The following is a 21074-nucleotide window of genomic DNA, read 5'->3' as shown; positions in this document are numbered from 1 at the left end:
TAGAGCGGTGCACAAACGGGGAGTTAGTATAGAGACCATCACCGCCTGAGGCGACAGCCGAAACGGCTTTTCGGCCAAGTTTTTCGGTTTATTTGCTGACCGTTAGTCTTATTGCAACATTGATCGGTCAGGGCACGTAGGGCGATTGCCTTGAAACCCGTCACATTCGCCACCACTTCTATGTCTATCATGGTTTTTCCTACTATCCGCTCTGATTCTTCGCGGGTGGCGGTCTATTTCGTCCTCGACGGGTTTACAGTCCGGGGGTGACTACACGAGGTACGTTATGTCGGATTTCCAACTCGTCACCCGCTTTGAACCCGCTGGCGATCAGCCGGAAGCCATTCGCCAGATGGTCGAGGGCATTGAGGCCGGCCTGGCGCACCAGACGCTGCTCGGGGTGACCGGCTCGGGCAAGACCTTCAGCATTGCCAACGTGATTGCGCAGATCAACCGACCGACGCTGGTATTGGCGCCGAACAAGACCCTGGCCGCGCAGCTGTACGGCGAGTTCAAGGCGTTCTTCCCGAACAACGCGGTGGAGTACTTCGTTTCCTACTACGACTACTACCAGCCCGAAGCCTACGTGCCATCCTCCGATACCTTTATCGAGAAGGATGCGTCGATCAACGACCACATCGAGCAGATGCGGCTGTCGGCGACCAAGGCCTTGCTGGAGCGTAAGGACGCGATCATCGTCACTACCGTGTCGTGCATCTACGGCCTGGGCAGCCCGGAAACCTATCTGAAGATGGTGCTGCACGTCGATCGCGGCGACAAGCTCGACCAGCGCGAACTGCTGCGCCGCCTGACCAGCCTGCAATACACGCGCAACGACATGGACTTTGCACGCGCCACGTTCCGCGTGCGCGGCGATGTGATCGACATTTACCCGGCGGAATCCGACCTGGAAGCGATCCGTATCGAGCTGTTCGACGATGAAGTCGAGAGCCTGTCGGCCTTCGACCCATTGACCGGCGAGGTGATCCGCAAGCTGCCACGCTTCACCTTTTATCCGAAAAGCCACTACGTGACCCCGCGTGAAACCCTGATGGGCGCCATCGAAGGGATCAAGGTCGAGTTGGCCGAGCGTCTGGAGTACCTGCGCTCCAACAACAAACTGGTGGAAGCCCAGCGCCTGGAGCAACGTACCCGTTTCGACCTGGAGATGATCCTGGAACTGGGTTACTGCAACGGTATAGAAAACTACTCACGCTACTTGTCGGGCCGTGAATCCGGTGCGCCGCCGCCGACGCTTTATGATTACCTGCCCCCTGATGCGCTGCTGGTGATCGACGAGTCCCACGTCAGCGTGCCGCAAGTGGGCGCAATGTATAAGGGCGACCGTTCGCGTAAAGAAACCCTGGTGGAGTACGGTTTCCGCCTGCCGTCGGCCCTGGATAACCGGCCGATGCGCTTTGATGAGTGGGAAGCCATCAGCCCGCAGACCATCTTTGTGTCCGCCACGCCGGGTAATTATGAGGCCGAGCATGCCGGCCGCGTGATCGAGCAACTGGTGCGGCCGACCGGCCTGGTTGACCCGGAAATCGAAATCCGCCCGGCGCTGACCCAGGTCGACGACTTGCTCTCGGAAATCACCAAGCGTGTGGCTCTGGAGGAGCGGGTTTTGGTCACCACGCTGACCAAGCGCATGTCCGAAGACTTGACCGACTACCTGGCCGACCACGGCGTGCGCGTGCGCTACCTGCACTCGGACATCGACACCGTGGAGCGCGTGGAGATCATCCGCGACCTGCGCCTGGGCACCTTTGATGTGCTGGTGGGGATCAACCTGCTGCGCGAAGGCCTGGACATGCCGGAAGTGTCGCTGGTGGCGATCCTCGATGCGGACAAGGAGGGCTTCCTGCGCTCCGAGCGTTCGCTGATCCAGACCATTGGCCGTGCGGCGCGCAACCTCAATGGCCGGGCGATTCTTTACGCAGACCGCATCACCGGCTCCATGGAGCGTGCGATTGGCGAGACGCAGCGCCGTCGCGACAAGCAGATCGCGTTCAACCTGGAAAATGGCATCACCCCGAAAGGCGTGTTCAAGGACGTTGCCGACATCATGGAAGGCGCCACCGTGCCGGGCTCGCGTAGCAAGAAGCGTAAGGGCATGGCCAAGGCCGCCGAGGAAAGCGCCAAGTACGAGAACGAACTGCGCTCGCCGAGCGAGATCACCAAGCGCATCCGCCAGTTGGAAGAGAAGATGTACCAGTTGGCGCGGGACCTGGAGTTCGAGGCGGCGGCGCAGACGCGGGACGAGATCGGCAAGTTGCGTGAGCGCTTGCTGGCTGTTTGATCTTGCAGGGACGGTGATGGCCTCTTCGCGAGCAAGCCCGCTCCCACTGTTGACCGCATTCTCATGTCGGAAATCGGTCAAGTGTGGGAGCGGGCTTGCTCGCGAATGCAGGCACCTCGGTCTGCCAGAACCCCCCGCGCTGGTGTTACCATTCGCCCCTTGTTTCAATTTTCAGTTATATCGCCCATTCGAGACCTGCCATGACCACCGTCCGCACGCGCATCGCGCCATCGCCTACTGGGGATCCCCACGTCGGCACTGCTTACATCGCCTTGTTCAACTACTGCTTTGCCAAGCAGCACGGCGGTGAATTCATCCTGCGGATCGAAGACACCGACCAACTGCGCTCCACCCGTGAGTCGGAACAGCAGATTTTCGATGCCCTGCGCTGGTTGGGCATTACCTGGGCCGAAGGCCCGGATGTCGGCGGCCCGCACGGCCCGTACCGCCAGAGCGAGCGCAGCGACATCTACAAGCAGTACACCCAGCAACTGGTCGACATGGGCCATGCGTTCCCATGCTTCTGCACCGCGGAAGAACTGGACCAGATGCGTGCCGAACAACAGGCCCGTGGCGAAACCCCGCGCTACGATGGCCGCGCGCTGCTGCTGTCGAAAGAAGAAGTGGCCCAGCGCCTGGCTGCCGGCGAGCCTCACGTGATCCGCATGAAGGTGCCGAGTGAAGGCGTGTGCGTGGTGCCGGACATGCTGCGCGGTGACGTCGAGATTCCGTGGGACCGCATGGACATGCAGGTGCTGATGAAGACCGACGGCCTGCCGACGTACTTCCTGGCCAACGTGGTCGACGACCACCTGATGGGCATCACCCACGTGCTGCGCGGCGAAGAATGGCTGCCGTCGGCGCCGAAGTTGATCCTGCTCTACGAGTACTTCGGCTGGGAACAACCGCAGCTGTGCTACATGCCGCTGCTGCGTAACCCGGACAAGAGCAAGCTGTCCAAGCGCAAGAACCCGACCTCGGTGACCTTCTACGAGCGCATGGGCTTCATGCCGGAAGCGATGCTCAACTACCTGGGTCGCATGGGCTGGTCAATGCCGGACGAGCGCGAGAAGTTCTCGCTGCAGGAAATGGTCGATAACTTCGACCTGTCCCGCGTGTCGCTCGGCGGACCGATTTTCGATATCGAGAAGCTGTCGTGGCTCAACGGCCAGTGGCTGCGTGACCTGCCGGTGGAAGAATTCGCCAGCCGAGTGCAGCAGTGGGCGTTGAACCCTGAATACATGATGAAGATCGCGCCGCTGGTGCAGGGCAGGGTGGAGACGTTCAGCCAGGTCGCGCCGTTGGCCAGCTTCTTCTTTGCCGGGGGCGTGAATCCGGACCCTAAGCTGTTCGAGTCCAAGAAACTCTCGGGTGATCAGGTTCGCCAATTGATGCAGTTGATCCTGTGGAAGCTGGAAAGCCTGCGCCAGTGGGAGAAGGATGCGATCACCGCGACGATCCAGGCGGTGGTGGAGTCTCTGGAATTGAAACTGCGCGATGCCATGCCACTGATGTTTGCCGCGATCACCGGGCAGGCCAGTTCGGTGTCGGTGCTCGATGCGATGGAAATTCTCGGCCCGGACCTGACGCGTTTCCGTCTGCGCCAAGCCCTTGATTTGCTTGGTGGTGTGTCGAAGAAAGAAAACAAAGAGTGGGAAAAGCTGCTGGGCGCTATCGCTTAAGCACGCGGTTGAAACGGCGAAACCCCGGTTTTCCGGGGTTTCGACGGTAAGTGATTGTTATCCCGGCAAAAAATTTTGGAAAATGTTGAAAATAAATTTGACACACTTCCAAAGCGCCATTAAGATTCGCCCCGTCCTCACCGATGAGGGGCTATAGCTCAGCTGGGAGAGCGCTTGCATGGCATGCAAGAGGTCAACGGTTCGATCCCGTTTAGCTCCACCAATTTACAGGTTCAAGGTCTGGCCACACCGTCCTTGAATCGATCAGTTCTCAGCGCTGATCAGTTGTACAGAAGGTTTTGTCCCCTTCGTCTAGTGGCCTAGGACACCGCCCTTTCACGGCGGTAACAGGGGTTCGAGTCCCCTAGGGGACGCCATTTTCAACAAGCAGTTCGCAAGGTCTGCTGCGTCGAAAGACGAAAAATTTGGGGCTATAGCTCAGCTGGGAGAGCGCTTGCATGGCATGCAAGAGGTCAACGGTTCGATCCCGTTTAGCTCCACCAATTTACAGTTCCAAGGTTCCGGCCACACCGTCCTTGGATCGATCAGTCTCAGCCTGATCAGTGTACAGAAGGTTTGTGTCCCCTTCGTCTAGTGGCCTAGGACACCGCCCTTTCACGGCGGTAACAGGGGTTCGAGTCCCCTAGGGGACGCCACGATTACCCGCTCTGCGGGATTTTTAGGGGTCATTCAATTATTGAATGGCCCTTTTGTTTGTCTGGTGTTTGGCCAAATCTTTCTTCCATCCCATTCTTCTCTTCTGACCAGCGGTCATGCCTGTGGCTTGTGAAATATTATTATGGTAATAATATTCAACCCATGAACATCGGAGGCAATGATGAGCGATAAAAAAGCGCAAACCCGCGAACGCATTCTGCAGGCCGCCAGCGCCGCGTTGATCCAGCGCGGTCCGGCCGAACCGAGTGTGGGTGAAGTCATGGGCGCGGCGGGGCTGACCGTCGGTGGTTTTTACGCGCATTTCGAAAGCAAGGACGCACTGATGCTGGAGGCCTTCACCCAGTTGCTGGCCAAGCGTCGTGCGTCGATTGATGACATGGACGCCCAGTTGACCGGAGAGGAGCGCAGAAGCCTGGTGGCGGCGTTCTACCTGTCGCGCAAGCACCGTGACTCAACCGCCCAGGCCTGCCCGATTCCGGCGACTGTCGGCGAGATGAGCCGCCTGCCGGATGAGTTCCGCCAAGCGCTGAACGAACACTGCGAGCTGATGGCCGCGCAACTCGCCGCCAGTCCTGAAGACACCGATAAAGCCCTGGCCGACATGGCACTGATGATCGGTGGCCTGGCCTTGGCCCGTGCCTTGGGGCCGGGTGAGTTGTCTGACCGTGTGCTGCGCGCCGCCAAGTCGGCCGTGCGCTAGAAGAGGGCTGTCACGATGGGCACGTTAACCTGGATTCGTCGCTTCAACGGCACCCTGGGGCATCTTGCGCCGCAAACGGTGGCCAACAAGATGCGCCGTGCCTTCATGACGCCCCGCGACCTGCCGCCGCGTGATTGGGAGCTGCCGCTGCTGGCGCAATCGGAGCGCATCACCTTGCGTTTTGGCTTGTCCGCCTTGCGCTGGGGCCAAGGGCCGGCAGTGTTGCTGATGCACGGTTGGGAAGGGCGGCCGACTCAATTTGCCAGCCTGATCACGGCATTGGTCGATAACGGTTACTCAGTGATTGCGCTGGACGGTCCCGCCCATGGCCGTTCGCCAGGGCGTGAAGCCCATGTGCTGCTGTTCGCCCGTGCCATGCTCGAAGCGGCAGCCGAGTTGCCGCCACTGCACGCGGTGATTGGCCATTCCATGGGCGGCGCCAGTGCGATGCTGGCGATGCAGTTGGGTTTACGGGCCGAGGCGTTGGTAAGCATCGCTGCGCCGTCTCGCTTCCTGGATGTGCTGCGCGGCTTCACCAAGATGGTCGGTTTGCCGGCGCGGGCGCGCTCAGCCTTCATCCAGGAAGTCGAGCGAACGTTCGGCATGCCGCTCAAGCACTTGGATGTGGCCCACTACCAGATGAATATCCCTGGCCTGATCGTGCATGCCGAAGACGATGCTTTCGTCCCGGTCAAGGCCTCTCAGGCCATTCACGAAGTCTGGTTCGACAGCCGCCTGTTGCGCCTGGAGCAGGGTGGGCATCAGAAAGTGCTGGCCGACCCTCGCGTAATCGACGCTGTGCTGGCGTTGCTCGCCGGCCGTCGTCTACAGGCGCGGCAAACCGCCTGATACACTGCCCCGGTTAAGTTAATCGACTGGGAGCAAGGCATGGGCTGGGATTTGGCAACGCCGTTTATCATCGATCTGCAGGTCGCCCCTGAAGACATCGACGGCCTGGGGCACGCCAACAACGCGGTGTACGTGTCCTGGCTGGAGCGCTGTGCCTGGCGCCATTCCCAGCGCTTGGGCCTGGACCTGACCGAATACCGCCGCCTGGACCGCGCCATGGCGGTGGTGCGCCATGAGATCGACTACCTGGCCGCCGGCTACGAGGGCGATGAACTGCAACTGGCCACCTGGATCGTCGACTGGGACCAGCGCCTGAAGATGACCCGGCGGTTCCAGCTGGTCCGCCCGCGTGATGGCACCACCCTGCTGCGTGCGCAAACCACCTTTGTCTGCATCGAACTCTCCACCGGCAAGCCCAAGCGTATGCCCGCTGAGTTTCTCGACGGTTATGGCCCCGCCCTGACAGGGGGTTAACGGTTGCTGTGGGAAACCCAGTAAACTGCGCCACGATTTTTGTTGAGTGTTTTCCATGCAAATTGCTTTGGCGCCCATGGAGGGGTTGGTCGACAACATCCTGCGGGACGTGCTGACCCGTGTCGGCGGTATTGACTGGTGCGTGACCGAGTTCATCCGCGTCAACGACCGCCTGCTCACCCCCGCGTATTTCCACAAGCTCGCCCCGGAACTGCTGCACGGCGCCCACACTGCCGCCGGCGTGCCGCTGCGCGTGCAATTGCTCGGCTCCGACCCGGTGTGCCTGGCGGAAAATGCGGCATTGGCCTGTGAGCTCGGCTCGCAGGTCATCGACCTGAACTTCGGCTGCCCGGCCAAGACCGTCAACAAGTCCCGTGGCGGTGCGGTGCTGCTCAAAGAGCCCGAGCTGCTCAACCAGATCGTCGAACACGTGCGCCGCGCCGTGCCGGCCCACATTCCGGTCACCGCCAAGATGCGCCTGGGCTTCGACAGTCCGGATGGCGCCCTGGTCTGTGCTACGGCGCTGGCCGAGGGTGGCGCGGCGCATATCGTGGTACATGCGCGCACCAAGACCGATGGCTACAAGCCGCCCGCCCACTGGGAGTGGATCCCGCGCGTACAGGATGTGGTCAAGGTGCCAGTCTTCGCCAATGGTGATATTTGGAGCGTTGAAGACTGGAAGCGCTGTCGCGAAGTGAGTGGCGCCGAAGACATCATGCTGGGCCGTGGCCTGGTCGCGCGTCCGGACCTGGCGCGGCAGATCGCTGCCGCGCGGGCGGGCGAGGAAGTCGTCGAGATGACCTGGGCAGACATGCAGCCCATGCTTCAGGATTTCTGGACTCAATCGGTGGCGCAATTGACCGAGCGCCAGGCGCCGGGGCGTTTGAAGCAATGGCTGGCGATGCTCACCCGCAATTATCCAGAGGCGGTGGAGTTGTTTACGCTGATGCGCAGGGAAACCGACCTGGAGCAGGTCGGGCGTTTGCTGGGCATGCCCGCACAGCGTGAACAGCCGGCTGCATTGCAAGATTAGGTTTACATATATAGGTGTTTCATCTATTGCTGCAAGGGGCGCCGAAAGGCGCCTTTTTTTTGTCTGAAAAATGCGTTTGGCGTCACCAGGCAATGCGTGATGACGTGACTGTAAAACTCAGTAAGACGGAGCTGGAAAGTGCCATTCGCGGCTCGAACTTCGTTGGGGGAACTGATCTTGAAATGCTCAAGGATGCGCACTTCCTGTTTGCATGTTCTGCCAAGCGAGCGCAAAACGAGAATAACGACGGGTGGGCAGGTAAAAATTTTGAAGCCGCCATAAGAAGCCTTAACGAAGGTGAGGATGAGTGTGGGCCGGGGGAGGGCTTCATGCGGCTGGGGCTAAAGGATCATATGAAGCGCGTATCGGCACGTGATTTCGCTGATAAATCTTTGATTGGCATGGTCAATCGGAGCGGGCACTCAGTGGCTGTCGTGGATGGGCATGAAGAGCTCTATGGGCGCAAAGGCGGCCGGCCTACACACGGCCAAGCCATCGCGTTGATCTGACGACAACATATGATCTGGCACGAACTCGTCCAACTTATTAGTAAAAGAGTTAACGATATGAGTACGTTTGCAATTGGATCTTTCGCGCGCTCAAATCCCATGGCAGCGCAGTTGTCGAGCCACGCTGAAATCTCTCGCATTCCAGCATTCGATGCGCCGGATCGGGGTTTCGGCGAGCATTTCAACGCGAGCTCGCACAGCGCGGTCATCAAGTTGATGATGCTCACGTTTGGCCCGCATCCTATCGATATGTTCAACGATGTACGGATTGATTGCGATGGTTACGATGTAACCATGAAAGATGGTTACAGGGTGCATCTTTCCAGGCAGGAGTTGCAGCAGGCGGCTGCTGCATCGCGTTTTACCGGTCATGACGAGGGGGTATTGAACACCGCCAATTTCATGCTGGCTGCGTTCGTCAAACGCAAGCAACTGCGCAATGCAGACGCTGCTGGTCTGCCAGGTTTTGCCTCGGTCCTGACTCGAACCCTACAGGGTGAAACGCCCTTTAACATACTCAAAGGGCTGGGGCTGTCCGGCCAGATTCAATATGTACCCACTGCCGCGGTTGTCGGCACAGGCGGGATGGGAGTGGCTGACAGTTGGGACCTTGGTGGCTCTCTGATTCACGCTGGCGTGGCTCACCGGTTGGGCGGGGCGAGTTCGCCTGACCGTAGCTACATGTATACGCTGGTGCACGAAAGTGCGCCGAAGCCCTGCATCATCCCGGCGGCCTTCACTCCGATCGTCGAGCCAGAAGTCGACCTGGCCACGACGAGTCTCCGCCCCAAGGCCGCCGAGGTTTTGCGTGGTTTCACTGAGGCCGAGCGAAGTTTCGGTGACGTAGCTGAGATGAGCAGCTATATCTCTGTGATCAAGATGATGATGCTCAGGTTCGGTCGTTCGCCCTCCGACATGTTTGAAAAGGTCGAGGTCGTTGAGAATGGATACAGCGTCACTATGAAAGATGGTTTTGGAGTGAAGTTGTCAAAGGAGGAGTTGCGACGCACTGCCGAAGCCTCCCGGTTTACCGGCCCTGACGCGCAAATGGTCGCCGATGCCAATTTCATGCTGGCCGCCTATGTCAAGGGCAAACAAGTTAAGAGTAATGTCCCGTTTGATACGGCGTTATCGAGCTCCTTGCAGGGAGCACACATTTACGGCGTCTTGAAGGGGATGGGGGTAATCGGCTATTTGCGGATGGTGCCACCCGACAAACTGCTCGAACCGCACAGCGTCGGCGTCACCGATACCTATAGCTATGCAGGTGCATTGGTAGTGAATGGCATCAAACATAGCGGTAACAAGAAGGAGTCCGTCGGTAAAAGCTACGGCTACCAGCTGGCTGCGGACTTGCCTGTCAACCACAGCGCCAGGCTTGCGCAGTTCCCGGCTGCACCCGTCGGCGTCAAGCCCGACAATATCTGGAGCGGTTTCTATCAAGGTGTTGAGGGTAACTGCGTCACGGTGTCGGCCATCAAGGCAGCGATGATGAAGTACGGGCAAAACCCTCTGGGGACCTTCAAGCGTGTCACCGAAACGCCCGAAGGTTTCACCCTCACCATGCGTGATGGTTGCACGGTGAGTCTCACTCATGCCGAGTTGGAAAGGGCGCGAGCGGCCGCCAACTTTCATGGTGAGGATAAAGGCCTGGTTGACGATGCTGTCTTTCTCTACGCGGCGAGCGCCAAGCGTGCCCAACTGGAAAATCACGAATTTCGCGCGGGCGCGGGTTTCGACGCCGCCCTGAAAACGCTGAACGACGGTGAGGTTCCGGGCGATGCGTTACGCCGCCTCGGCCTGTACGCCTTTACCCGCTCCAGTAGCGTGCAGGAGCTGGCATCAGGCGTGCCAGGCACCTTGGCGAACTTCGGGCATTCGGTGGTCGTGGTTGAGGGGGCCATTGATGAATATGGCATCAAGCGCAAGTTGCCAGGTTCGCCCTGGATGCAACAGGGCGGTCACGCCTTGAAACTGGTTTAACCCCGGCCATCTCCCGCGAGCAGACGCTCCCGGAATCCGATCATAGGCAGCGGTCGACTGTGCAAATACCCTTGGTACAAATGGCAACCCAGGCCCTGCAGGAAGGCCAGTTGGTCCTGGGTTTCCACGCCTTCGGCAATCACCTCCAGGTTCAGGCTACGGGCCATGGCGACAATGGCGCGGATGATCTCGGCGTCGTTGGGATCATGGGTGGCGTCACGCACGAAGGATTGATCAATCTTCAGCGCATCCACCGGCAGGCGTTTGAGGTAGGTCAGTGATGAGTACCCGGTGCCGAAGTCATCCATCGCAAAGCTCACGCCGAGTTTTTTCAGGCGGCGCATTTTGCTGATGGTGTCGTCCAGGTTCTGGATCACGATGCCCTCGGTGATTTCCAGTTTCAACAGGCTGAATGGCAATTCGTGCTGCTTGAGGCTGCGCTCCACCCGCTCCACGAAGTCGTTCTGGCGGAACTGCCGAGGGCTGATGTTCACGCACAGGCTGAAATTCAGCGGGTCGACCAGGCCTTCCCCGATCAACTGTTGGAAGGCCGCACAGGCTTCATCCAGGATCCAAGTGCCGACTTCAAGGATCAGGCCGCTGTCCTCCAGCACCTTGATGAATTCGGAAGGCGACTGCGCCCCCAGTTGTGGATGCTGCCAGCGCACCAGGGCCTCGGCGCCGACGATGCGGTTGCCGCGTGCATCCACCTGCGGTTGGTAATGCACACTGAACTCGCCACGCGACAGGGCCAGGCGCAGGTCGGTCTCCATGCGCAGGCGTTCGCTGGCGGTTTTCTGCATGCTGTTGTGGAACATCTGCGTGGTATTGCGCCCGGAATCCTTGGCGCGGTACAGAGCGATATCGGCCCGCTTGAGCAAGTCCGCCGGCGTGGTGCCGTGGTCGGGAATCAGCGCCACGCCAATACTGGGCGTGACCTGCAGGCGATGGCCATCCAAGAACATCGGTTCCGAAAGCAGCTCGCGCAAGGTGTCAGCCAGTTCCTGTACCTGATTGCTGACTTCCAGGCGGGTGCCATCCAGGCCGCTGAGCAGCACCACGAACTCATCGCCACCCAGGCGCGCCACCGTGTCTTCCATGCGTACGCTGGCTTCCAGGCGTGCGGTGACGATCTTCAGCACCGTGTCGCCGACCGGATGGCCGAGGGAGTCGTTGATGTGCTTGAAGTGGTCGAGGTCGAGGAACAGCAGCGCGCCGCGCAGGTTATGCCGCTTGAGCAGCGCGATCTGCTGGCTCAGGCGGTCCATCAACAAGGCGCGGTTGGGCAGGTTGGTCAGTGGGTCGTGGTAGGCCAGGTGACGGATCTGCGCCTGGGCGTTTTTCAGCAGGCTCACGTCCCGTGCGGTCAGCAGCAGGCAGGGGGTTTCGTTGAGGGTGATGGGTTCAACCGAGACTTCTACCGCCAGTAACTCACCGCGTTTGTTGTGCCAGAGCATTTCCAGGTGATGGATGCGGCCCTTGATCTGCAATTCGGCCAGTAGCGCGGCACGCTGGTTCTCGTCGGCCCAGATGCCGATCTGGTAAAGGGTCAGGCCGATGGCTTCCTCGGCGCGATAGCCGGTCAGGCGGCAGAAGCCGTCGTTGACCTCCACATAGCGGCCAGTGTCGCGCTCGGTGATGGAAATCGCGTCAGGGCTGGAATGGAAGGCCTTGGCGAATTTCTCTTCGCTGGCCTTGAGCGCGGCTTCCGAGCGTTGTTGCTGAGTGATGTCACGCAAGGTGGTGACGATACACGGCTGGTCCCCCACTTTGATCAGCCTGCTGGAAATCACGCAGGTCAGTGCCTGACCATTCTTGTGATGCACCACGATCGCCACATTGCTCAGCGCCTGCTCGCGGATCACTCGCTCGATTCGCTGCAGGCGCTTGCTGGATTCGTCCCACAGGCCGATCTGCTCGGCACTTTTGTCGATTACCTCGGCGGCCGTCCAGCCAAAAGTCTGGGTAAACGCGGGGTTGATCTCGATAAACGCGCCGCTGTCCAGGCTGGTGACGCAGATCGGATCGGGGCTGGCCTGGAACAGGCTGGCGAATTTCTCTTCGGAGGCGGTCAGGCGTTGTTCGCGTTCGACCTGGTCGGTGATGTCGAGCAAGGTGCCGGCCATGCGCAGCGGCGCGCCGTGTTCATCGCGGTACAGGCGCGCGCGGCTTTCGAGGTAGCGTGAGCTGCCGTCTTCCATGGGCACGCGGTAAGTCAGTTGGTAGTTGCCGGCCGGGCCCTCACGCAGAGTGCGGTAGGCGTTGCGCATGCTCTCGCGCTCGTCATCGGGCATGCCTTCGAAGAAGGCGTCGAAGGATTCATGGAAGGGTTCCGGCGGCAGGCCGTGCAATTGGGCGGCGCGGGCCGAGCCATAGAGCATGCCGGTGGGGATGTGCCAGTCCCAGGTGCCCAGTTGCGCTGAATCCAGAGCCAGGTCGAGGCGTTCCTGGCTGTCCTTGAGGGCTTGCTCGGCGTTTTTGCGCTCGGTGGTGTCCAGAAACGTGCTGATCAGGTAGGCCTCGCCCTCCAGCTCGACCTTTTGCGCGCTTAGGGTGCCGTCGTGGATCTGGCCGTTGCTGGCGCAAAACTGCACCTCCATGGTGATGGGCTCGCCCTTGCGCTGCGTAGCCTTCACCAACTGCGCACGTTGCTCCGGGTGACGCCACAGACCCAGGTCCAGGGTGGTGCGGCCGATGGCGTCGGCGAGCGGCCAGCCGAACAGCATTTCGAAGTATTGGTTGGCTTCGCTGATCAGCCCGTCGGCCTGGCGGGTCAGCAGGACCATGTTCGGGCACAGGTGGAACAACGTGGCGAAGCGTTTTTCGGAGTGACTGAGGGCGTACTCCCGTTCGCGCTGGCGGGTGGTCTCGCGGATCACCCCGATCATGCGGCGCCGGCCCGCCTTGTCGGGTGCCAGGCTGCCATTGATCTCCAGCCAGTGGTGAGTGCCGTCCGGCCACTGGATGTGGTGATGCATGGCCTGTTCGAACGGCTCGCCCGCCAGTACGGCATGAAAGGCCCGCACCACACGGGCGCGATCCTCTGGCGCGAGCAGGTCGAGGTAATCCAGATCCTTGGGCAGCGGCTGGCGCGGATCAAAACCGAACAGTGCCTGGGTGCCGCGCGACCAGCTTATTCTGCCGGTGTCGATCTCCCAACTCCACGCACCCAGCCGGGCAGCATTGAGCGCTGCCAGCAATTGCGGAGCATTGTCCCAGCTTTGTTCCGCCGCTTGAGGATCAAGGGCGTAGATGCGGGGCAAGGGTGGCACGGAATCGACGGGGTTGCGCATTATCAAAGGGCCTTGGCTCAATGGGCGTAAGGCGCGGTTCAGTTCAGACCTTGAGGCCGCACAGTTTCATGCCGGGGTCCCTGGCAGATCGACTTGTGCATCCAATAGGCTCATGAAAGCCCGCGCAGCATTCGACAGCGTCCTTTCGGTGTGCACGATATAGCCTAGCTGGCGACTGAGCTGTATGCCCGGCAAAGCGATACTTGCCACCTGATCATCGAGCATGGTGCGCGGCAACACGCTCCAGGCCAGGCCGATGGACACCATCATCTTGATAGTTTCCAGGTAGTTAGTGCTCATCGCGATGTTCGGCGTGAGGCCCTGGGCCTCGAACAACCGGCTGACGATATGGTGGGTAAAGGTGTTGCCACCGGGGAAAACCGCCGGGTGGCCGGCAATATCGGCCAGGCTGATGCGTCCGTTGCTGATCAGGCTGTGCTCCGGCGCCACCACGAAATCCAGCGGGTCGTCCCAGACTGGGGTGGCGCGCACCAGGTTGTGAGGATCGGGCGCCAGCGTGATCACCGCCACTTCGGCGCGGCCATGGAGGATTTCTTCGTAGGCCACTTCCGAATCGAGGAACTGAATATCCAGCGCCACATTCGGGTATTCCCGGGTAAAAGTACGCAGCACCGGCGGCAAGCGATGCAGGCCGATGTGGTGGCTGGTGGCCAGGGTCAGGCGGCCGCTGACTTCGCCGGTCAGGTTGGTCAGGGCGCGACGCGTGTCGTCCAGCACGTTGAGAATCTGATAAGCGCGGGGCAGCAAGGCCCGTCCAGCCTCGGTCAGACCGACTTCCCGACCCAGGCGATCGAACAAGCGCACCTTCAATTGTTGCTCCAGGCCGGCAATACGCTTGCTGATGGCCGGTTGGGTCAGGTGCAGGCGTTCACCCGCGCCGGAGAAGCTGCCGGTCTCGGCGATGGCAATAAAGGCGTTGAGGTTGGCCAGGTCCATTGTGGTATTCCAGTTGGTAATCCAAAGCATAAAAAATATGAATTTGAGTTATTTAATGTAGCGCCATACCATCAGCCTCACAAGCCAAAGGGTTATTGAAAAGCCCGGCATAAAGAAACACCGCTGATGAGGACCGACTGATGGCCGGCAAAACGCTTTACGACAAGCTTTGGGATTCCCATGAAGTGAAACGGCGCGACGATGGCTCGTCGCTGATCTATATCGACCGTCACATCATCCATGAAGTGACCTCGCCCCAAGCGTTCGAAGGCCTGCGTCTGGCCGGGCGCAAGCCTTGGCGCGTCGACTCCATCATCGCCACCCCTGACCACAACGTGCCCACCACCCCTGAGCGCAAGGGCGGCATCGAAGCCATTGCTGACCAGGTGTCGCGTTTGCAGGTGCAGACCCTCGACGACTACTGCGACGAATATGGCATTACCGAATTCAAGATGAATGACGTGCGTCAAGGCATCGTGCACGTGATCGGCCCGGAGCAGGGCGCCACTTTGCCGGGCATGACCGTGGTCTGCGGTGATTCGCACACGTCGACCCACGGTGCCTTTGGCGCCCTGGCCCATGGCATCGGCACGTCCGAGGTGGAGCATGTGTTCGCCACCCAGTGCCTGGTCGCCAAGAAAATGAAGAACATGCTGGTTAGCGTTGAGGGCAAATTGCCGTTCGGTGTGACCGCCAAAGACATTGTCCTCGCCGTGATCGGCAAGATCGGCACCGCCGGCGGTAACGGCCATGCCATCGAGTTCGCCGGCAGCGCCATTCGCGACCTGTCCATCGAAGGCCGCATGACCATCTGCAACATGTCCATCGAAGCCGGTGCCCGCGTGGGCATGGTGGCGGCGGACGAAAAGACCGTTGAATACGTCAAGGGTCGTCCTTTCGCTCCGGCAGGCGCGGATTGGGACGCTGCGGTAGAAGCCTGGAAAGACCTGGTCTCCGACGCCGATGCGGTGTTCGACACCGTGGTCGAACTCGACGCTGCTCAGATCAAGCCACAAGTCAGTTGGGGCACTTCGCCGGAAATGGTCCTGGCCGTTGACCAGAACGTGCCGGACCCGGCCAAAGAGGCCGACCTGGTCAAGCGTGGTTCCATCGAGCGCGCCTTGAAGTACATGGGTTTGCAGGCCAACCAGGCGATCACCGATATCCAGTTGGATCGCGTGTTCATCGGTTCCTGCACCAACTCGCGGATTGAAGACCTGCGCGCAGCGGCGGTGATCGCCAAGGGCCGCAAAGTGGCGTCGACCATCAAGCAAGCCATCGTGGTGCCGGGTTCGGGCCTGGTCAAAGCGCAAGCCGAAGCCGAAGGCCTCGACAAGATCTTCCTTGAAGCCGGTTTTGAATGGCGTGAGCCAGGCTGCTCGATGTGCCTGGCGATGAACCCGGACCGTTTGGAATCGGGCGAGCATTGCGCGTCCACCTCCAACCGTAACTTCGAAGGGCGTCAGGGCGCGGGTGGGCGTACCCACTTGGTCAGCCCGGCCATGGCCGCTGCGGCGGCCGTCAACGGTCGTTTCATCGACGTTCGCGAATTGATCTGAGGAATACCCGATGCGTGCTTTTACTCAACACACCGGCCTTGTCGCCCCTTTGGATCGTGCCAACGTCGACACCGACCAGATCATCCCCAAGCAGTTCTTGAAGTCGATCAAACGCACCGGCTTCGGCCCGAACCTGTTCGACGAGTGGCGCTACCTGGACGTGGGCTACGCCTACCAGGACAACTCCAAGCGCCCGCTGAACAAGGACTTCGTTCTCAACGCCGACCGTTACCAAGGCGCCAGCGTACTGCTGGCCCGTGAGAACTTCGGTTGCGGTTCCAGCCGTGAACACGCGCCGTGGGCCCTGGAAGAATATGGCTTTCGCAGCATCATCGCGCCGAGCTACGCCGACATCTTCTTCAACAACAGCTTCAAGAACGGCCTTTTGCCGATCATCTTGACCGACGAGGAAGTCGACGAGCTGTTCAAGCAGGTGGAAGCCGAAGAGGGCTACCAGCTGACCGTCGACTTGGCCGCGCAAACTGTGACCCGTCCAGACGGCAAGGTGTATCACTTTGAAGTGGATGCGTTCCGTAAGCACTGCCTGATCAACGGCTTGGACGATATCGGCCTGACCTTGCAGGACGGCGATGCGATTGCCGCGTTTGAAGCCAAGCACCGGGCGAGCCAGCCTTGGTTGTTTCGCGATGCCTGATTTGCGGTAACCGTGCGGGCCCCATCGCGGGCAAGCCCGACTCCCACATGTTGACCTGTTAACACGGTCAATTGTGGGAGCTGGCTTGCCTGCGATAACGCCCGTACCAACACCACAAAACCCAAGGAAATCACCATGACCACCACCGCCCACACCCAAGTCGTGCAAAAACAATTCGGCGAGCAAGCCTCCGCCTACCTGAGCAGTGCCGTGCACGCCCAAGGCACCGAATTCGCGCTGCTCCAGGCCGAACTGGCCGGGCAGGGCGCTGCACGACTGCTGGATCTGGGCTGTGGTGCCGGTCACGTCAGTTTCCATGTGGCGCCACTGGTCAAAGAAGTCGTCGCCTACGACCTGTCCCAGCAGATGCTCGACGTAGTCGCCGCTGCGGCGACAGATCGCGGTCTGGACAACATCCGCACCGTCCACGGCGCCGCCGAGCGCCTGCCGTTCGCCGATGGCGAGTTCGACTTCGTGTTCAGCCGTTACTCGGCCCACCACTGGAGCGACCTCGGCCTGGCGCTGCGTGAAGTGCGCCGCGTGCTCAAACCGGGTGGTGTGGCCGCGTTCGTCGACGTCTTGTCACCGGGCAGCCCGCTGTTGGACACTTACCTGCAAACCGTCGAAGTGCTGCGCGACACCAGCCACGTGCGCGATTACGCCGCCGCCGAATGGATGCAGCAGCTCAGCGAATCCGGCTTGCATGTGCGCACCAGCAGTCGCCAGCGTCTGCGCCTGGAATACACCTCGTGGGTCGAGCGCATGCGCACACCAGAAGTACTGCGCGCTGCCATCCTTGAGCTGCAAAAGGCGATGGGCCAGGAAGTGCGCGATTATTACGAAATTCAGGCCGACGGTACCTTCAGCACCGACGTGCTGGTGGTCTTCGCTGAACGCTGATTGATTTTTCCCGACCTGCCCACGGGCGGGTCGCTTGATGAAATGAGGAACGCATGAGCAAGCAGATTCTGATTCTCCCTGGCGACGGTATTGGTCCGGAAATCATGGCCGAAGCGGTCAAGGTGCTGGAACTCGCCAACAGCAAGTACAGCCTGGGTTTCGAGCTGAGCCACGACGTGATCGGCGGCGCCGCCATCGACAAGCATGGCGTACCGCTGGCCGATGAGACACTGGACCGTGCGCGTGTGGCCGACGCCGTACTGCTCGGCGCCGTGGGCGGCCCGAAGTGGGACAAGATCGAACGTGACATCCGCCCTGAGCGCGGCCTGCTGAAAATCCGTGCCCAACTGGGCCTGTTCGGCAACCTGCGCCCAGCGATCCTCTACCCGCAACTGGCCGATGCGTCGAGCCTCAAGCCGGAAGTGGTCGCGGGCCTGGATATCCTGATCGTGCGTGAGCTGACCGGTGGTATCTACTTCGGCTCGCCACGTGGCGTGCGTGAGCTGGAAAATGGCGAGCGCCAGGCCTACGACACCCTGCCGTACAGCGAGAGTGAAATCCGCCGTATCGCCCGTGTCGGCTTCGACATGGCCCGTGTGCGTGGCAAGAAGGTCTGCTCGGTGGACAAGGCCAACGTGCTGGCCTCCAGCCAGCTGTGGCGTGAAATCGTCGAAGAAGTGGCCAAGGACTACCCGGACGTCGAATTGAGCCACATGTACGTCGATAACGCGGCCATGCAACTGGTGCGTGCACCCAAGCAGTTCGACGTGATCGTCACCGACAACCTGTTCGGCGACATCCTGTCCGACCAGGCGTCGATGCTTACTGGTTCCATCGGCATGCTGCCGTCGGCTTCCCTGGATACCAACAACAAGGGCATGTACGAGCCTTGCCACGGTTCGGCGCCGGACATCGCGGGCCAGGGCATTGCCAACCCGTTGGCGACGATTTTGTCGGTCTCGATGATGCTGCGTTACAGCTTCAACCTGGCGGACGCGGCGGACGCGATCGAGAAGGCCGTGAGCCTGGTTCTGGACCAGGGCTTGCGCACCGGCGACATCTGGTCGCAGGGTTGCACCAAGGTCGGTACGCAAGAAATGGGCGACGCAGTAGTCGCCGCGCTGCGGAATCTGTAATCTCTCGGGCCCGCTTGCAGTTGTTGCTGCAAGGCGGCCCACTTTTTAACAAGGTGTAGTTGCGATGAAACGTGTAGGTCTGATCGGTTGGCGCGGTATGGTCGGTTCCGTGCTCATGCAGCGGATGCTGGAAGAGCAGGATTTCGATCTTATTGAGCCGGTGTTTTTCACCACTTCGAACGTTGGTGGCCAAGGGCCGTCCGTGGGTAAGGATATTGCCCCGCTCAAGGACGCCTACAACATTGAAGAGCTGAAAACCCTCGACGTGATTCTGACCTGTCAGGGTGGCGACTACACCAGCGAAGTCTTCCCGAAGCTGCGTGAAGCCGGCTGGCAGGGTTACTGGATCGACGCCGCGTCGAGCCTGCGTATGCAGGACGATGCCGTGATCATCCTCGACCCGGTGAACCGCAAGGTCATCGACCAGCAGCTGGACGCGGGCACCAAGAACTACGTCGGCGGCAACTGCACCGTCAGCCTGATGCTGATGGGCCTGGGTGGCCTGTTCGAAGCCGGCCTGGTCGAGTGGATGAGCGCCATGACCTATCAGGCGGCCTCCGGTGCCGGCGCGCAGAACATGCGTGAGCTGATCAAACAGATGGGCGCGACCCACGCCGCTGTCGCCGATCAACTGGCCGACCCGGCCAGCGCGATCCTCGACATCGACCGCCGTGTGGCCGAAGCCATGCGCAGCGACGCCTACCCGACCGAGAACTTCGGCGTGCCATTGGCCGGCAGCCTGATCCCGTGGATCGACAAAGAGCTGCCGAACGGCCAGAGCCGTGAAGAGTGGAAGGCCCAGGCCGAGACCAACAAGATCCTCGGTCGCTTCAAGAGCCCGATCCCGGTGGATGGCATCTGTGTGCGTATCGGCGCGATGCGCTGCCACAGCCAGGCGCTGACCATCAAGCTGAACAAAGACGTACCGATCAGTGATATCGAAGCCTTGATCAGCCAGCACAATCCTTGGGTCAAGCTGGTGCCGAACAACCGCGACATCAGCATGCAGGAGCTGAGCCCGACCAAGGTCACCGGCACCCTGAATGTACCGGTGGGCCGCCTGCGCAAGCTGAACATGGGCAGCCAGTTCCTCGGTGCGTTCACCGTAGGCGACCAACTGCTGTGGGGCGCGGCCGAACCGCTGCGCCGGATGCTGCGGATCTTGCTGGAGCGTTGATCGCTTTGATGTGTTGAAGAAACCCGCGTTCTGGTGACAGGCGCGGGTTTTTTATTGGCCATCAGCCACACCACAAAAGCCGGGTTAATTGCCTCACCCCCAGCCACCCGGTAAAGTGCCGCTCCCCCCGCAATGCCCGAGGCAGCCTCCATGACCCAGACCTTTGATATCGCCGTGATTGGCGCCACCGGCACCGTGGGTGAAACCCTGGTGCAGATCCTCGAAGAACTGGACTTCCCGGTGGGTACCCTGCATCTGCTGGCGGGCAGTAATTCCGCCGGTGCGTCGGTGCCGTTTCGTGGCAAGAACGTGCGGGTGAGGGAAGTCGATGAGTTTGACTTCGGCAAAGCACAGCTGGCGTTCTTTGCAGCGGGGCCGGCGGTGACCTTGAGTTTCGCGCCGCGTGCCACGGCGGCGGGCTGCTCGGTGATCGACTTGTCCGGCGCGTTGTCGGCCGAACAGGCACCGCGCGTGGTGCCGGAAGCCAATGCCCATGTGCTCGACGGCCTGGAAAAACCCTTCCGGCTCGGCAGCCCAAGCCCGTCGGCGACCCATTTGGCGGTAGTCCTGGCGCCATTGCGCAGTCTGTTGGATATCCAGCGCGTGAGCGTTACCGCCAACCTGGCGATGTCGTCCCAGGGGCGTGAAGCCGTCAGCGAACTGGCCCGGCAAACCGCCGAGTTGCTGAATATGCGCCCGCTGGAGCCCACTTTCTTTGATCGGCAGGTTGCTTTCAATCTTTTGGCACAAGTCGGCAAGCCGGACGCCCAAGGTCATACTGATCTGGAGAAAAGGCTGATACACGAATTGCGTGCAGTGCTGGAAACTCCATTACTAAAGATTTCCGCAACCTGCGTTCAAGCCCCGGTGTTTTTTGGCGATAGCCTGACTGTGTCTCTGCAACTGGGCGCACCGGTCGACCTCGCCGCCGTGAACCGCCTGCTCGACGCAGCGACAGGAATAGAGCTTGTGGAGGAGGGTGACTACCCAACGGCGGTGGGCGATGCGGTAGGCCAGGACGTGATCTATGTAGGACGGGTTCGCGCAGGTGTGGATGACCCGGCGGAACTAAATCTGTGGCTGACGTCAGATAACGTACGCAAAGGCGCCGCACTGAACGCCGTGCAGCTGGCGCAGTTGTTGATAAAAGGCCTTGCGTAAAAGATACTTGGCGGCAATTTGTAGAT

General features: G+C 60.6%; 16 protein-coding genes and 4 tRNA genes. 18 read left to right on the top strand and 2 right to left on the bottom strand.

Features of this window, described 5'->3' with window-relative positions:
- Window positions 1-286: 286 nt before the first annotated feature.
- From uvrB to ACP7C6_RS03460, 12 genes are all read left to right on the top strand, one after another.
- The gene (gene uvrB / locus ACP7C6_RS03515; RefSeq protein ID WP_010209048.1) at window positions 287-2302 is read left to right on the top strand and encodes an excinuclease ABC subunit UvrB; all 2016 of its coding nucleotides are present in this window, start codon (window positions 287-289) and stop codon (window positions 2300-2302) included.
- A 200-nt stretch (window positions 2303-2502) separates the two neighbouring features.
- On the top strand, window positions 2503-3984 hold the full coding sequence (gltX, locus tag ACP7C6_RS03510; protein ID WP_015884987.1) for a glutamate--tRNA ligase: 1482 nt from the start codon (window positions 2503-2505) through the stop codon (window positions 3982-3984).
- Between the two features lie 147 nt (window positions 3985-4131).
- Window positions 4132-4207 (top strand) — tRNA-Ala (locus tag ACP7C6_RS03505).
- A gap of 78 nt (window positions 4208-4285) precedes the next feature.
- Window positions 4286-4361 (top strand) — tRNA-Glu (locus ACP7C6_RS03500).
- 50 nt (window positions 4362-4411) lie between these two features.
- Window positions 4412-4487, top strand: a tRNA-Ala gene (locus tag ACP7C6_RS03495).
- Window positions 4488-4564: 77 nt separating this feature from the next.
- Window positions 4565-4640, top strand: a tRNA-Glu gene (locus tag ACP7C6_RS03490).
- 182 nt (window positions 4641-4822) lie between these two features.
- Window positions 4823-5362, top strand: coding sequence for a TetR/AcrR family transcriptional regulator (locus ACP7C6_RS03485; protein ID WP_010209050.1), 540 nt, complete (start codon window positions 4823-4825; stop codon window positions 5360-5362).
- 15 nt (window positions 5363-5377) lie between these two features.
- Window positions 5378-6211, top strand: coding sequence for an alpha/beta hydrolase (locus ACP7C6_RS03480; protein ID WP_426108259.1), 834 nt, complete (start codon window positions 5378-5380; stop codon window positions 6209-6211).
- A gap of 39 nt (window positions 6212-6250) precedes the next feature.
- Complete coding sequence (locus tag ACP7C6_RS03475; RefSeq protein ID WP_028617128.1) at window positions 6251-6685, top strand: acyl-CoA thioesterase; 435 nt, start codon at window positions 6251-6253, stop codon at window positions 6683-6685.
- A gap of 55 nt (window positions 6686-6740) precedes the next feature.
- The gene (locus ACP7C6_RS03470; protein ID WP_028617127.1) at window positions 6741-7718 is read left to right on the top strand and encodes a tRNA dihydrouridine synthase; all 978 of its coding nucleotides are present in this window, start codon (window positions 6741-6743) and stop codon (window positions 7716-7718) included.
- Window positions 7719-7810: 92 nt separating this feature from the next.
- On the top strand, window positions 7811-8227 hold the full coding sequence (locus ACP7C6_RS03465; RefSeq protein ID WP_426108258.1) for a hypothetical protein: 417 nt from the start codon (window positions 7811-7813) through the stop codon (window positions 8225-8227).
- Between the two features lie 57 nt (window positions 8228-8284).
- Window positions 8285-10210: a hypothetical protein gene (locus ACP7C6_RS03460; protein WP_426108257.1), complete on the top strand. Its 1926-nt coding sequence runs from the start codon at window positions 8285-8287 to the stop codon at window positions 10208-10210.
- On the opposite strand, the gene ACP7C6_RS03455 is transcribed toward ACP7C6_RS03460, so the two are convergent.
- Together ACP7C6_RS03455 and ACP7C6_RS03450 are read right to left on the bottom strand one after the other, a co-directional pair.
- Complete coding sequence (locus ACP7C6_RS03455) at window positions 10207-13503, bottom strand: EAL domain-containing protein (RefSeq protein ID WP_028617123.1); 3297 nt, start codon at window positions 13501-13503, stop codon at window positions 10207-10209. The genes ACP7C6_RS03460 and ACP7C6_RS03455 overlap by 4 nt on opposite strands.
- A 66-nt stretch (window positions 13504-13569) precedes the next feature.
- Complete coding sequence (locus ACP7C6_RS03450) at window positions 13570-14460, bottom strand: LysR family transcriptional regulator (RefSeq protein ID WP_028617122.1); 891 nt, start codon at window positions 14458-14460, stop codon at window positions 13570-13572.
- 140 nt (window positions 14461-14600) lie between these two features.
- Between ACP7C6_RS03450 and leuC the strand changes: the two genes are divergently transcribed.
- From leuC to ACP7C6_RS03420, 6 genes are all read left to right on the top strand, one after another.
- The gene (gene leuC / locus ACP7C6_RS03445) at window positions 14601-16019 is read left to right on the top strand and encodes a 3-isopropylmalate dehydratase large subunit (RefSeq protein WP_426108256.1); all 1419 of its coding nucleotides are present in this window, start codon (window positions 14601-14603) and stop codon (window positions 16017-16019) included.
- 10 nt (window positions 16020-16029) lie between these two features.
- On the top strand, window positions 16030-16674 hold the full coding sequence (gene leuD / locus ACP7C6_RS03440; RefSeq protein WP_017256547.1) for a 3-isopropylmalate dehydratase small subunit: 645 nt from the start codon (window positions 16030-16032) through the stop codon (window positions 16672-16674).
- Window positions 16675-16809: 135 nt separating this feature from the next.
- Window positions 16810-17574 (top strand): class I SAM-dependent methyltransferase, encoded by a 765-nt coding sequence (locus ACP7C6_RS03435; protein ID WP_028617120.1) that lies wholly within the window; start codon window positions 16810-16812, stop codon window positions 17572-17574.
- Window positions 17575-17627: 53 nt separating this feature from the next.
- Window positions 17628-18710, top strand: a complete 1083-nt coding sequence (gene leuB, locus ACP7C6_RS03430) for a 3-isopropylmalate dehydrogenase (RefSeq protein WP_028617119.1) — start codon at window positions 17628-17630, stop codon at window positions 18708-18710.
- Window positions 18711-18774: 64 nt separating this feature from the next.
- Entirely contained in the window at window positions 18775-19887 is a 1113-nt protein-coding gene (gene asd / locus ACP7C6_RS03425) for an aspartate-semialdehyde dehydrogenase (protein WP_016976627.1), read from the top strand.
- A 150-nt stretch (window positions 19888-20037) separates the two neighbouring features.
- Complete coding sequence (locus ACP7C6_RS03420) at window positions 20038-21048, top strand: aspartate-semialdehyde dehydrogenase (protein ID WP_028617118.1); 1011 nt, start codon at window positions 20038-20040, stop codon at window positions 21046-21048.
- Window positions 21049-21074 lie beyond the last annotated feature (26 nt).

This window comes from Pseudomonas sp. TWR1-1-4 (assembly GCF_049897165.1).
Classification (GTDB): Bacteria; Pseudomonadota; Gammaproteobacteria; order Pseudomonadales; family Pseudomonadaceae; genus Aquipseudomonas; species Aquipseudomonas canadensis.
Note: the sequence above shows the minus strand (reverse complement) of the source record. Positions and strands in the feature narration are given on the sequence as shown.

Excerpts from the sequence above, each read along its gene's own strand:
- ACP7C6_RS03465 (WP_426108258.1), top strand. The coding sequence starts at position 7,811 with ATGCGTGATGACGTGACTGTAAAACTCAGTAAGACGGAGCTGGAAAGT.
- leuC (WP_426108256.1), top strand. The coding sequence starts at position 14,601 with ATGGCCGGCAAAACGCTTTACGACAAGCTTTGGGATTCCCATGAAGTG.
- ACP7C6_RS03420 (WP_028617118.1), top strand. The coding sequence starts at position 20,038 with ATGACCCAGACCTTTGATATCGCCGTGATTGGCGCCACCGGCACCGTG.
- ACP7C6_RS03455 (WP_028617123.1), bottom strand. The coding sequence starts at position 13,503 with ATGCGCAACCCCGTCGATTCCGTGCCACCCTTGCCCCGCATCTACGCC.
- ACP7C6_RS03435 (WP_028617120.1), top strand. The coding sequence starts at position 16,810 with ATGACCACCACCGCCCACACCCAAGTCGTGCAAAAACAATTCGGCGAG.
- ACP7C6_RS03450 (WP_028617122.1), bottom strand. The coding sequence starts at position 14,460 with ATGGACCTGGCCAACCTCAACGCCTTTATTGCCATCGCCGAGACCGGC.
- ACP7C6_RS03485 (WP_010209050.1), top strand. The coding sequence starts at position 4,823 with ATGAGCGATAAAAAAGCGCAAACCCGCGAACGCATTCTGCAGGCCGCC.
- uvrB (WP_010209048.1), top strand. The coding sequence starts at position 287 with ATGTCGGATTTCCAACTCGTCACCCGCTTTGAACCCGCTGGCGATCAG.
- ACP7C6_RS03480 (WP_426108259.1), top strand. The coding sequence starts at position 5,378 with ATGGGCACGTTAACCTGGATTCGTCGCTTCAACGGCACCCTGGGGCAT.
- gltX (WP_015884987.1), top strand. The coding sequence starts at position 2,503 with ATGACCACCGTCCGCACGCGCATCGCGCCATCGCCTACTGGGGATCCC.
- leuD (WP_017256547.1), top strand. The coding sequence starts at position 16,030 with ATGCGTGCTTTTACTCAACACACCGGCCTTGTCGCCCCTTTGGATCGT.
- asd (WP_016976627.1), top strand. The coding sequence starts at position 18,775 with ATGAAACGTGTAGGTCTGATCGGTTGGCGCGGTATGGTCGGTTCCGTG.
- ACP7C6_RS03470 (WP_028617127.1), top strand. The coding sequence starts at position 6,741 with ATGCAAATTGCTTTGGCGCCCATGGAGGGGTTGGTCGACAACATCCTG.
- leuB (WP_028617119.1), top strand. The coding sequence starts at position 17,628 with ATGAGCAAGCAGATTCTGATTCTCCCTGGCGACGGTATTGGTCCGGAA.
- ACP7C6_RS03475 (WP_028617128.1), top strand. The coding sequence starts at position 6,251 with ATGGGCTGGGATTTGGCAACGCCGTTTATCATCGATCTGCAGGTCGCC.
- ACP7C6_RS03460 (WP_426108257.1), top strand. The coding sequence starts at position 8,285 with ATGAGTACGTTTGCAATTGGATCTTTCGCGCGCTCAAATCCCATGGCA.